The organism is Sinomonas soli (assembly GCF_054782415.1).
In genome coordinates, this window is the sequence record NZ_BAAGSN010000021.1 from 1 (window position 1) to 12,050 (window position 12,050).

General features: G+C 64.8%; 13 protein-coding genes and 1 pseudogene. 9 read left to right on the forward strand and 5 right to left on the reverse strand.

Going from position 1 to position 12,050, the window contains the following annotated elements; genetic code table 11:
• Window positions 1-176 precede the first annotated feature (176 nt).
• From ACYVKZ_RS19490 to ACYVKZ_RS19500, 3 genes are all read left to right on the forward strand, one after another.
• The gene (locus ACYVKZ_RS19490) at window positions 177-686 is read left to right on the forward strand and encodes a hypothetical protein (protein WP_460993924.1); all 510 of its coding nucleotides are present in this window, start codon (window positions 177-179) and stop codon (window positions 684-686) included.
• 71 nt (window positions 687-757) lie between these two features.
• On the forward strand, window positions 758-1,117 hold the full coding sequence (locus ACYVKZ_RS19495) for a hypothetical protein (RefSeq protein ID WP_460993926.1): 360 nt from the start codon (window positions 758-760) through the stop codon (window positions 1,115-1,117).
• A 58-nt stretch (window positions 1,118-1,175) separates the two neighbouring features.
• Window positions 1,176-2,171 carry a hypothetical protein gene (locus ACYVKZ_RS19500; protein WP_460993928.1) on the forward strand — a complete coding sequence of 332 codons (996 nt, stop codon included), beginning with the start codon at window positions 1,176-1,178 and terminating at the stop codon, window positions 2,169-2,171.
• A gap of 425 nt (window positions 2,172-2,596) precedes the next feature.
• Here ACYVKZ_RS19500 and ACYVKZ_RS19505 read toward each other — a convergent pair whose 3' ends face one another.
• Together ACYVKZ_RS19505 and ACYVKZ_RS19510 are read right to left on the reverse strand one after the other, a co-directional pair.
• Window positions 2,597-2,770 (reverse strand): hypothetical protein, encoded by a 174-nt coding sequence (locus ACYVKZ_RS19505; protein WP_460993930.1) that lies wholly within the window; start codon window positions 2,768-2,770, stop codon window positions 2,597-2,599.
• A gap of 67 nt (window positions 2,771-2,837) precedes the next feature.
• On the reverse strand, window positions 2,838-3,059 hold the full coding sequence (locus tag ACYVKZ_RS19510) for a hypothetical protein (protein ID WP_460993932.1): 222 nt from the start codon (window positions 3,057-3,059) through the stop codon (window positions 2,838-2,840).
• 591 nt (window positions 3,060-3,650) lie between these two features.
• Here ACYVKZ_RS19510 and ACYVKZ_RS19515 point away from each other — a divergent pair.
• The 5 genes and pseudogenes from ACYVKZ_RS19515 to ACYVKZ_RS19535 all read left to right on the forward strand — a co-directional run bounded on the left by ACYVKZ_RS19515 (window position 3,651) and on the right by ACYVKZ_RS19535 (window position 7,966).
• Window positions 3,651-3,851, forward strand: a complete 201-nt coding sequence (locus ACYVKZ_RS19515; RefSeq protein WP_460993934.1) for a hypothetical protein — start codon at window positions 3,651-3,653, stop codon at window positions 3,849-3,851.
• Between the two features lie 17 nt (window positions 3,852-3,868).
• Window positions 3,869-4,627 carry a metallophosphoesterase gene (locus tag ACYVKZ_RS19520; RefSeq protein WP_460993936.1) on the forward strand — a complete coding sequence of 253 codons (759 nt, stop codon included), beginning with the start codon at window positions 3,869-3,871 and terminating at the stop codon, window positions 4,625-4,627.
• Between the two features lie 3 nt (window positions 4,628-4,630).
• Entirely contained in the window at window positions 4,631-5,188 is a 558-nt protein-coding gene (locus ACYVKZ_RS19525; protein WP_460993938.1) for an HAD domain-containing protein, read from the forward strand.
• 355 nt (window positions 5,189-5,543) lie between these two features.
• Window positions 5,544-6,259: pseudogene (locus ACYVKZ_RS19530) on the forward strand (type I restriction endonuclease subunit R, EcoR124 family); the annotation flags it as partial.
• Between the two features lie 48 nt (window positions 6,260-6,307).
• The gene (locus ACYVKZ_RS19535) at window positions 6,308-7,966 is read left to right on the forward strand and encodes a hypothetical protein (protein WP_460993940.1); all 1,659 of its coding nucleotides are present in this window, start codon (window positions 6,308-6,310) and stop codon (window positions 7,964-7,966) included.
• A gap of 498 nt (window positions 7,967-8,464) precedes the next feature.
• Here ACYVKZ_RS19535 and ACYVKZ_RS19540 read toward each other — a convergent pair whose 3' ends face one another.
• The 3 genes from ACYVKZ_RS19540 to ACYVKZ_RS19550 form a co-directional block, all read right to left on the reverse strand.
• Window positions 8,465-8,944 (reverse strand): DUF4113 domain-containing protein, encoded by a 480-nt coding sequence (locus ACYVKZ_RS19540; RefSeq protein ID WP_460993942.1) that lies wholly within the window; start codon window positions 8,942-8,944, stop codon window positions 8,465-8,467.
• Window positions 8,866-9,243: a hypothetical protein gene (locus ACYVKZ_RS19545; protein WP_460993944.1), complete on the reverse strand. Its 378-nt coding sequence runs from the start codon at window positions 9,241-9,243 to the stop codon at window positions 8,866-8,868. Before ACYVKZ_RS19545 ends, ACYVKZ_RS19540 begins: the two co-directional genes overlap by 79 nt.
• Before the next feature lie 156 nt (window positions 9,244-9,399).
• Window positions 9,400-10,779, reverse strand: a complete 1,380-nt coding sequence (locus tag ACYVKZ_RS19550; RefSeq protein ID WP_460993946.1) for a hypothetical protein — start codon at window positions 10,777-10,779, stop codon at window positions 9,400-9,402.
• 617 nt (window positions 10,780-11,396) lie between these two features.
• Here ACYVKZ_RS19550 and ACYVKZ_RS19555 point away from each other — a divergent pair.
• Window positions 11,397-11,882, forward strand: a complete 486-nt coding sequence (locus tag ACYVKZ_RS19555; protein WP_460993948.1) for a hypothetical protein — start codon at window positions 11,397-11,399, stop codon at window positions 11,880-11,882.
• Window positions 11,883-12,050: the final 168 nt, after the last annotated feature.

Below are 12,050 nucleotides of genomic sequence, written 5' to 3' on the forward strand. Positions count from 1 at the left end.
CGGCACCCTCTACCAGCCCCCAACCGCCGCCGCGGCTTGACGAAAACCATAGAGGCACCCCCCGGCAGGTCCAGGCTGATTGGCAGTCACACCGAGGACAAGCGTCGCAGCATTCCCGGCGGATCGCGCTTCGGACAAAATTTGCCTTCATTGCGGGCACGCCCCAGAGTTTGGTCGTGAGATCCATCTTCGGGCGGACTGCCGCCGCCTCCGCCGCGACCCTCCTGTCCATCTCCGTCGCCGCATGCTCAGCAAGCCCAGCGGCCACGGGCTCAGCATCGACTCAGGGTGCTGCGTCGGGCGACAGCGTGCCCCGAGCGACTGCCCAGAACCGGAAGGCGGCGGCATCAGCTATGCAGTACGTTATCGACCACTACAAGGGACAGCGGAACACGGCGGAAAAGTTCTCGCATTACCCATCTGACGCCGCCCGTGAAGCGGACCCAGCGTACGTGGCGCTGCAGGCTGACTTGAAGAAGGACTACGTCGGCGAAGCCGACGCCGTAATTGTCCCGATCGTCTCAGGGAAGGACATGGCTGACTGGAACTTGTGGCAGAGCTGGGAGACTCAGATGATCAACGAGGATGTCCAGCTCGATGGTCTCGCCCGTGGCATCTCCACGGCACCTCAGGTCGACGGACCCGTCACGATCGCCCAGGACGCTGTGACTCGCTTCCTCCAGTAGGAGTTTGCGGAGGACATCTTGTATGTACTCGGAGAACCGAGTAGGGGCGTGACTGGCGGGGTCTGCAGGTTTTGGTCGACGGCAGCGCCAAGACCGGCATTTACCTGGAGTTCCGGTACCAGTACCGCACCCTGGACCGGATCGAGATCCGGAAGACGGGCATCGTCCTCGAGGGCCGCCCCGAGCGGGCCGAGGAGCTGCTGCGCGGCCTCGCCGAGGCATGGGAGGCGCGCATCGGCGAGTTCGAGGCGGGTCTGCGGGCCCGGGTCGGCATCCTCGGCGCCGAGATCGCCCGGGCGCAGGCCGTCGTGGACGGGTACCGGTTCTCCCGCGAGGGCGAGCTGTGCGCGGCCGAGGCTCGGCTGGCGGAGATCGACGCCGAGCTGGCCGCCGAGGCCGAGACCGCGGAGGAGGAGGCCGTGGCGGCATAGTCCTGCGGGGCCGCCTCCTGCTCTATCCCATGCCCCGAGTGGCTGTCATCATTCCGGCATGCAGCTGTTGATGGTGCCGTGGTTCCGAGACGCGGTGTTCCTCGTGCCGCTGGGCGTACTGATGACGGCGACGTGGCTGCAATGGATGGACAGCCGCTCCGAGCATCAGCGCTACCTGCCGCCGCAAGAGTTGAATCTCAGGCGTGCCACTTCACGACAGGAACGGTGGGCGCGCTTCGAGTTCGCGTTCGGTTCGAAGGGGAGAGGCCACGACAACGATTCCCCACCGACGGCAGAAACGAAGGCGAGGCGGACTTCCCAAGGATGGGTCATGCTCTTCATCGGCACCTTCCTTGCCTTCGTTCTGCAGCTGTTAGCCGTTGCTGCTGACCTGTTGGACATGGCTCCGTTGTTGGTGTCGGTTCTCGGCCTGGCGCTGTTGCTTGTCGTCTACATCCACGGGGTGCTGACGCGGGTCGCCGATCTCCGGGAGCACCCGGGACTGCTGGAGCCGCCCCGCACTACTTCAAAGGCAGGGGCGTTCCTGCTGAAGGCGCTCTGGGTCACTCTCAAGCTGGGCGCGAGCCGCAAGGGACGTGAGGGACGCAAGGAGACCTACCGCAGTTTCGTCTCGCGAAAGCTGACCGAGTTCTATGCCCAGAGGGAAGAGCTGGAGGCCGATCGGCCGGCCTGGCTCGCGCCCCCAAAGGCTGTCCTCGACCCGGGTGACCGTTCCCAACGGATTGTTGTAACGGTTGAGCCCTCCCAGGAGTGGAGCCCTGGGTTCTACGAGCTGGTCAAAGAGGCCCTCCCGCTATCTGTTGTTCGGCCCCGGCCGCGGACCGACTACAAGCCGAGGCATCTCAGGTCAGGTCTGGAGCTGCTGGGCCCTGGGATCAGGCTGACGATGGAGCCGCGATTCGCGTACCTCATCAGCTTCTGCATGCCGCGCGAGCTCTACTCGTCGCTCTCCACGGCTAGTCGCACGATCCAGGATGCCGGCGTGAAGCCATGTGAATATCAGGCCTCGGCGCGTCCACCCGCTGGCGCGTGAGGCCCACCGTGGGCAAGGTTCTCGTCGCCAATGGCGAAGGGCCAGCGCCATCCAGGAACCGTTCCTGCCGTCCAACGCCTCGGGGCGGTCCGCGCTGTGCCGCGGGAGCGGCAGGTCGCGGCGGTCCAGCCCGGGCAGCGCATCGGAGATGTCCACCGGCTCCGCGGCCAGCAGCGACAGCTCGATGTCCACGATGCGCCGCTCACCGCTGGATCACGCCTCCGGACTCGTACCGGAGGGTCTCTGAGTCGAGCCACGCCCGCTTTCCCTCGCGGTGTATCCACGGCGCCTTGTCGTAGACGGCCCTGCCGCGCCGGATGAGAAGCTCGACGGCCGCCTCGGTCGGGTACGCCGCCTTCGCCTAGGCGCGCAGGGCCTCCTCTGTCGCCGTCTCTGCCGCTGCGTCGTCTCCCATGCCGTGAACGCTACCGCCCCGCGGCACGGGCCTGGGAGCCCCGGGCCTTCGCCTTCGCCTCGTTGCTGGCCTTGACCGTAGCCCGCGCCCGCCTGAGGAGGGCTTCAACCGCGCGGTCTGCTTCCTCCGCGGTCAGGGTCAGGTCGTCGCTGACCAACGAACCGGAGCCGGTTCGGATGACCATCCCGGAATAGCTTGCCCGGAACCGACGCGCACGCGAGTTGCTGCCTGACTCCACGTTCGGCTTTCTCCTACTCATCAGGCGACGCTGGGTGCGCCTCGTGTGCCGCGAGTTGGGCTTCGACGACTTCGCGCATGGCGTCGAGCGCCCTCTCGGACTCCTCGACGGTGAGCTTCTTCCCGGCTCCGACCAGGGAGCCGCCGCCGAGGTGGATGATGACGTCCGCCTCCTGCAGAAGGTGTTCGCGAGCTGACGGTCCGGCTTGGCGGGGCCGCCTTGGTGGTCTCGGCATCTAGGGTCTCCTCTCCACTTCTCAGGCTAAGGGCCATGTCGCTAATAGCGACAGCGTCCCTTCGAATTGGGCATGGATGGCAAGTCGTTTCAGCTCAGCCAGAGCGCTGGTATTTCACCATGCGCCGTATTCACCTGGAATTGAATTACCTCCTGAACTGGTACCACACTGGTGTGGTACCGCTTTGGCCCCATTCTGGTACCACACTGGTGTGGTACTGCTTTGGCCCCATTCTGGTACCACACTGGTGTGGTACTGCTTTGGCCCCATTCTGGTACCACACTGGTGTGGTACTGCTTTGGCCCCATTCTGGTACCACACTGGTGTGGTACCGCTCTGGTACCGCTCTGGTACCACTCGGGTCGAAGCCGATAATGGTCGCCGCGAACACCATCCGAAAATCGGCTTGTCGGGCAATTTGACAGCACACATTTCGGCGGCGAAAGTGAGTCAAGATCAAATTCGACCGGAGGGCAGGGCGTGCAGGAATTGACGATGAATGATGCCGGCCGCTGGCGTGTCACCATGAGCTCGGGCTCCGTCCATGTCCTTGAAATTCGGGTGCCCCCGGAGAAGTCGTGGGTGACGCGGATGCCCCGACTGGAGGCACCGACGGAAGATGTCCCGTCCGTGGACCTCCGCCTCGATGACACCAGGGTCGAACTCCTGGGCCTGGGCCTGGGCCGGCTCAGGGTTGGGGAGGACGGCCTGCTGATCCTCGATGTCCGCCGGGACGGGATCCACAAAACGCTCCGCACGACCACGACCGTCACCACCATCGAGCCCCTGTAGTGAGCCCGGCGTTGCGTGTGGCCATCAGCGGAGACTGGCACGGAAACTTTGGGATTGCCCGAGCCACCGTACGAGTGGTCGCCCAGCTCGGCATCGAGACGATGTTCCACGTCGGAGACCTTGGGGTCCTATGGCATGGCCCGGGCAAAGGGAAGTTCGATCGACGCCTTGAGCGGGAGCTCGGCATAGCCGGCATCCGGTTCTACTTCGTAGATGGCAACCATGACGCACACACTGAGCTTCGCGAGCTACCACTGCAGGCCGACGGCACGCGGCGGCTCTCGGACCACGTCTCGTACGTGTCCCGCGGCCTGGTGCTCGAGCTCGGGGGCGTGAGGTTCGGGGGCCTGGGCGGGGCCTACTCCGTCGACAGAGCGTTTAGGACGGAGGGGAAGAATCTGTGGGCGGAACTCGAGGAGCCGACGGCTGAGGAGGCCGAGCTGCTGATCTCCCGCGGCCCGATCGACGTGCTCATCTGCCATGACGTGCCGGCCGGCGTGCAGGGTCTCCGCAGCGACCTGTACCTGCCCCGAGAGATCGACGAGGCGAGCCGCCGCACCCGCGACCTGCTCCAGCGAGTGCTGGCGGCCATGAAGCCCCCAGTGGCCTTCTCAGGCCACTGGCACCAGCGGCACACCGAGGTCCTCGAGTGGCCTGACGGGTCGACGACCGTGCATGTCCTGCCCCACGAGACCCACTGGGGTTCGAACACGGTCATCGTCACCTTCCAGGACGACGGCGAGATCAGTGTCGAGCCGCTGACGAGGACGCTCTGAGGGATGCTGGCCCACCTGTATCTGGACATCGACGGCGTCCTCATTGCCGATCGTCGTGAGGGCCCCGAGGATCTGACGACCTTCCGGCTCGGATCGCACCGCCAGCCGGCCGCCCCCGTCTGGTCCGGCGGGTATGTCAGCGTGCCGCCGCACACGTGGGCCCAGGTTGCCCCGGCCATGGTCGAGACGCTCAACGCCCTGATCAGGCGATACGGCCTGCAGGGCCACTGGGTGTCCTCATGGAGCGCCGAGGCCCCGGCGCTCGGGGAGAGCGTCGGGCTGCGTGGCTCGGGGGAGTGGCCGGTCCTCGAGGTCGCTGCGCGGACCTGGGGCAGCAGATGGTCCAAGCTGCGTGTGGTGCGGGACCACATCGCACAGGCCCGGCCCGCCGCCGCAGTCTGGATCGACGACCAGCTAAGGGTGCAGCACGAGGCGAAGTCATGGGCCCTCCACGCCGGGGTCCAGGCCATCGCGCCGGATGCTGTCCAGGGGGTCTCGCCGAAGGATCTTCAGGTGGTCGAGCACTACCTCGCCCGGCGTCTCGGCAGTCCCGGGGGCTAGGTCACCCGAGCCGCTCGTTGAGCTCGGCAGCCTCCACCACAGCGCGCTTGCGGCTGGATGCGGCGGCGACGACGGCGTTGTGCACGAAGGCCTCGGGCGAGATGCCCTCCTTCTGAGCGGCCGCCCGGATCGATCCGAGCTCCTCCGTCGCTGAACTCGACGGTATGCGTCGCCTGTGCGAGTGCCTCCGGCGTCTTCAAGGACAAGGCCACGATCCAGTCAGGCGGCTCCAAGCCGCGGAGCTCGTCGATAGCGATCCGAGCTCGCGCGGCCGCGATCTGTACCCTCCGGTCGGAAGCCGTACGGCGACTACTACGCCGAGTACAGTGAGAAGGTCGACGAGCTCCTCAGGAAGTTTCCGCTCGGCACAGCGATCGAGGGCGAAGGCGCTCAGAAGGAGTTCATCAAGCTGCTCGGAGCTACTCAGCGGCTGCAGAACGTCCTCACCTCCTTCGACGAGTTCACCGAAACGAGATCCTTACCGAGCGACAGAACCAGGACTACCGCAGCGTCTACCTCGACCTCTACGCCGAGTTCCGGAAAGACGGTGACTCAGAGTCGATCAACGAGGACGTCGTCTTCGAGATCGAACTGGTCAAGCAGATCGGGATCAATGTCGACTTCATCCTGATGCTCGTCCAGAAGTACCGCGACAAGCGCGGCGACGGCGAGGACAAGGAGTTGCGCGCCGAGATCACCCGGGCCATCGACGCCAGCCCGTCACGCCGCAACAAGCGCGACCTTATCGAAGACTTCGTTGACCGCGTCTCAGCTGAGGGAGACGTGGATGACGAGTACGAGTGGCGGCGCTACATCGCCGAACGGCTCGAGTGGGAGCTCAGCCGGATCATCGAGGACGAAAGCCTGCGTCCGGAAGAGACGCGGAGCTTCGTCGACGCATCGTGCCGCGAAGGGTCACTCCGCACCTCGGGCACCGCCATCACGAAGGTACTCCCACCGGTCTCGCGATTCTCCGCACAGGGCGGCCATGGTGAGAAGAAGCAGCGTGTACTAGCCAAGCCTGGTGAGTTCTTCGAGTGGTTCTTCGGGCTAAGCTCAAGGAAGGATTAGCGGCAGCCTTGCTGCATCAATCACACCGAGCGGAGATTGGGGGAGGAAATGACGGCGAAAGAATCACCGATCGCTGGCGGCGGCCCTGAGATGGAGCAGTATGCTCAACTGAAGGCATTCAGCGAGCAGGGCCACGGGCCTTGGACGGTCCTTAAGGACTCTGAGTATCGAGACGGCATCAGTTTCGGAATCTACTGCGCTCTCGGGGATCCTGCGCAGCGCGAGAAATTTCTCACCGACCCTGCTTGGGACCTGACTGTAACCTCGGGCGCACCGGGTTTCTCCCAGAGCGGCCGCGGGGAGACGACGTATCACCGCCGCTGGGCGGATAAAGGCGTCGAGCCCCTTGTGCTCCAACGCGAGTTTTACGGTGCACGAGAAGACTACCTGGAGATCCAGCAGGAGTTCCGACTCTTTCACAATCTGGCGGTCGACAAGCAGAGCGAAAATCTCATCAAGCCCTATGATGATGGAACTGAAGAAGTCGCGGTGAAGTTCGAGGGCAAGCGGGTGCTCGCTCGAACTAGGCTCATCAAACAGTACATGGCAGCACGCCAACTGGACCTCCATCTCTATATTGATTCGATCGTGCATGGGTCCAAGGGTGAGACGTTGCCCGAAGAGTGGATCATCGAAACGGGCGACACTCGCATTGAGCTTCACACGCCCAAAGACGGGTTCCCTTTTGGCAGGCCATTCAGCCGGATGCTAGGCAAGAAAATCATACCCCCCGGTCCCATTGAGACGTGTGGCATATGGCCGTACGAAGCCCCAGAGGTATATCCAGAGTTCATCATCGGAGAAGACGAATATGGCCGGCCCGTTTACTTCACTTCCGATCCGGATAAGCTAGCCAACTATTTTGGAAAAAACCCGGAAGCTCCCCATTATCTGACGCCCGTTCATTTCCGAAAGGACGTGCTGCAGAAGTACTATGACAGGCCCGAGCTTTACAGCGTCACAGACGGACGGCTGCGCTGTGCGGGGCTGTGGAGCTGCCACATCGACAACGACCATGAGGATCGGGTCACCGTCTTCCTAGGCGACTTGGGGCGCGACCTTCCAGCTAGCGAGCGCGACTACTGGCGCGGCTTTATGATCACCCCCGACGTAAAGATTAGCGAGACGAACTATCGCCGATCCTTCCTCGGTCAGTTCGCCGATCCGAAGACGGTGGACCTGCTGTTCGAGCGGCAGTATGGCGAAGTCAATGAAGCTTGGACCAAGTCTTTCGGCTGGCCATTGTTCAGAGATCCGGAGGGGCCGGACAAGCAGCTCTTGAGCCGTCTGCGCCTGCCGCTGAACGACAGCCAGGCGGAGTTCGAATTGTCGATCCGCGTCCTCACGCAGCTCTTGGTCGATGCGCTCAATGAGAAGTCGATAGGGGCAGCGCTATTGAGCAAGCAGTCTAACGAGAAAGGCATCTCAAAGCTCGAACGTCTACTGAAGCAGGAGGGGTATTCCCATGTGGAGGACGTCAAGGTCCTCCGGCGACTGCAGGAGTTGCGCTCAAAGGTGACCGCACACCGCAAGGGATCCGACTACGAGGAGGTGCTCGACAAGAATCTGGGCTCCTTACGTGGTCGCGAAGCTGTGTCGGCGCTGATGCAGGAACTTCTCGATCTGCTGCACCGGGCTGAGGAATGGGCTGGAAGGAGAGAGGTCGGCTCGGCCGGGAGTGCTGTAGCCGGCTCGCCTGCCTCATAACGTGGGACAGTTGGTCCGGCGTGTGAGCGCCCGGCCGGCCGGCAAGGCGGAAACGGTGGCGAACGACGCGCAGGGCTGCCGTCGAATGGGTAAGGCGTGCAGAGGCGGCGACGGCCGTGCCCGTAGCAACCGGCGACAGCCCGCGCCTTTCGAAGTGCCGCGTACCCACAAGCCATCGAAGCGGCCGGCCACAGTCTCACCCGAGGATCGTCAGGTGCGGATCGCTGCGGCGCAGCCGACTTCAAGTTGGACCAGCGCTGCGGCAGCGAGACGCCGGAATGGCAGTCGCGCTCTCGCTGGAGAAACCCAAGGTCGCGCCGGCGCGGCGTCGTTTCACGAGCAGCTGTGACCGCCGGGTCCCGATCGCGCCGCGAAGGCCCGGGCCATTCTGAACGGGCGGTGACGTATCGAGACCGCACCGTGGATTGTCGACGTGGCCAACGAGAAGGGGCTACAAGGACCGACCTGCTTCGCCTTGAACCCGGTTGAGCGCGGCTCTCAGCCGGCCTTGACGAGGGCGAGCTCGTCCCAGTGGGTCGTCGCGCGCGGGGAGAGCTTCTGGCGCTTCATCTGCCACTGGGGGCCGGGGCGGAGGCCGCCGTGGCCGAGGCCGACCGAGCCGCCGCCGAGCTTGCGGTTGACCTGGTCGACGAGCTCGGCGATGCCCTCGTCCTCGTGCCGGAACCGGAACGGCTCGAACGCGGCCTGCCCGTCAGCTGGGCGGAGGTCGGTGAGCATGATCCCAGCCCTGGCGTACCGGGTGCCCTCGTGCAGCAGCGGCAGGATCCGCCCGGCGGCCTTGGCCAGGACGACCGGGTCCGACGTCGGCGCCGGCAGCGGCACCAGCACCGAGGGGAAGTCGCGCTGGGCGGCGAAGTGCGAGGTCCCGGCGAACACCGTCAGCAGCTTGGCCTTCTGGGGGTGCCTGAGCAGCCGGGCGGCGGCCTGCTGCCCGTACACGGAGAGGACCTGCCGCATCCCTCCCGACTCGTGACCGGCCCGGAGAAGGACCGGGAGAAGATCAGCTGCTCCTTCCCGACCCGCTCCTCCTCGAGCGTGACCGCGGGGGTGCCGGCCAGCTCGAGGACGGTGCGCATGATGGCGACGTTGAACCGGGTTCGGATCGCGACCGGGTCTGCCGCCCTGAGCTGGGCGATCGTGGTGATGCCCTGGGCGGCCAGGCGCCGCTCGAGCCGGGAGGCAATGCCCCACACCTCCGACACCGGCAGCCTCGCCAGGAGGGCGTCGCGCCACTCGGGCCGGGGCGAGTCCCACACGCACCTCGGGGCGTGCTGCCGACAGGAGCTACCCGGCTGCGGTTCGCCGGTGATGATGTCGTACATGGCAAAGTTGCGCGAAATGAGCCTCTCCGCCCCCGCTCATGATGCCTACTCCTCCCGACTGGTTCTCGTCCGAAATGCTGGACTCGGACTTCAGCCCGCCTGACTCCTACTGTCCCACTCCCCGAGTACGATTCGCTTCGAGCGTAGGTCGCTCGCCTCAGAAACCCACGGCTCACCGGCGGAGTAAATCGCCCGCAATGCCTTGACCGCAATTTCTACAGCGTACCCCGTCGCCCCCTGACGATCTTTGTCCTTCACCTTCTGACCATGTACAATATTACTCCTGACGGAATATGCATTCCCGAGATCGGTCATCATTTTCCGCCTAAGCTCAACGTCCTCTTCGAGGAGGATTGCAAGCGAGGAGGTCACGCGATTTACTGTCTCAATCTTAGTTCCAACCAAGCTTTCCCAACAAATTACGGCATCGATGAGGCTGTCGTCTGGATCAAACCTTTCATTGAGTGCTGAGACAAGCCGCCGAGCGGCGATGTCAAGACTCGGGTTATGATTTTCGTCAACAACTTTTGCCCAACGCTCAATGCCAGCAATATCCGCCTCTTTGATCTGGACGACTGCTCGTGGGAACCCGAACGGAATGCCGCTGCTCGCCCCCCACCCTCCGAGAAACGGGACAATGCGGGTGGAGAATGTCAGTCTCGGGGCGCGCAGCTGATCATCCGTGGAGGCCAAAGCGAACGCCAGGGGCAGGAGATTCCACACGCGATTTTCGTGAGCGTGAAAATCATCCTGGGTTCTCTGCTCGACCGTCCGGCCGCGACCCATCTCGACGGCTGCAGGGAGTTCTCCCAGTAAGACCGCCGTCGTAGGGGCTCTGCGACCCGCCGTGGCTGCTTGCGCCCCCTGCCCAGAAACTCCAAGAATGCTTCCCCACGGGGTAGTAATCCGCAACCCGTCGGGAATAGACAAACCAGTGAGGCCGTGGATTATCATAATTTTGACGGGCTCCCCATGGATGGCCTTTTTCATTTCCGTCAAGTTATCTAGCACCCATGAACAAAATTCCTTTTCGGAGGAAGGAGCTTCGACTTTCGATCGACGTAGCGCTGGAACTATGAATGCGGTGGGGATCGTTTCCGGCTGAACCAGTGCACCGCCACCTGGGTATGAGAAGAATGTGCCCATTCCGCCACCAGCAGACCACATCGCCTCAAATTCGCTGTCGGCATTCAGCGTGTCCAGCGCTGTCTGATATTCCTTCGCATGGAGGATCGCAGATGTCACGCCCGGGCTGACAGTGAGGAGAGGCTCGTCCTCAGGGTCAGGCAAGCCCCACTGCGGCTCGGGCGGATTCTGCATGATCGCATATGCGACCCGGGCCAGCTCACGCAGCGCGGCTTCCGACGCCTCGGCACCACTCGACTTACTGGCTTCCATCCCTGAGTCCCCCATCATTGGTCGCGCAAAACGCGGCACTTCGCCGCTATCGGGACGATAGCCAAGAAACATGCGACCCGTCACTAGCTTGGCAAGAATCGCAAACGTGAGCCGGGGCGACGGTTCGAGGGACGCGAGCTATCCGACCTTTCGTGTTGTTGACCAACGCCTGTGCACGATCACCGCCCCCTCCCGGCCAGCCAGTTTCGACAGGGCCACCGGCCCCGTGTACTCGGCGACCTCGCTGCCCCACGAGCACCGCCGTCCGCGCCGTCCGCCGGAGTCCTGGAGCTCTGTCAGCGAAGCGTGGGGTAACTGGCCCAGTCGCCGTTCGCCAGCCGCCACCATCGTGTTGCGGCGGTGGTGGAGAGGCCGAGCAGGTCTGAGATGAGCCGCGGGTGCATGTGCTGTGCGAGCTCGAGTGGGCCGGAGACGGATAGCCAGCAGCGACGGACACCGGGGCGACAAGCAGCTCGGGCCCCGCGGCGCCGGGCCGGAGCGGGATCACCGCGTCGACTGCCCCGACCATGGCCCCGCCTCGCATCCATTCAAATCAGTATTCTACACATCCTTGCCACCTGTGAACATTTCTTCGAATTATAGGCCGCGCACATGACACGCGCGGAGCGGGCGGCTGCGGTACCGTGCTGGCAGCCGCCACCCTCGGCGGCTCGGGGGAGGGGAGCAGGATGCGGCAGGACCTGGTGCGCGAGCTCGCGCTGCAGATCACCGGCCTGCCCCCCTTGCCCGCCGCCCGGCCACGGCCCGAGCGGTTCCTGGCCCGCCTCGGCGCCGCCCGCGCGTTCCAGGCCGCCCAGCGGCGCCTGCCCAACCCGGCCGCCGCGGACCCGGCCGAGGCCGAGCTCGGCGACTGGCTGCGCACCCAGCGCACCCGGGCCCGAACCGGGTCCATCACGCGCCAGGAGCGGGCCCTGCTCGAGGACGGCCTTGGCCGGCACTGGGACGACCCGGTCGCCCGCGACCGCGCCGACACCGCCAGCTCGCCCGCTACCAGGCCTTCACCGCCCGCCACGGGCACCCGCCCCGCCCGGTCCTGTCCGGGACCGAGAGGAACCTCTACGACTGGGCGGGCGCCCAACGGCGCGCCCTCGTCGACGGGTCCCGGCCCGACCGCATCGAAAGGCTCCGGGCCGTCCTGCGCGGCGCACCCCTGAGCGGGCCGCACCTGTGCCCGTTCCCGCATAGCACGGTCTGATCGGATCAGCATCTCCTCTCAATGTCTCCGAACGCCACCGGGCTTGGGGCGCTTCTGTGGGGTCCCAGGCGCGGTCGCCTGAGGCGGGGTTTCGGGCCCGGATATGGCCGTTTTGGGGGTCCTTGAC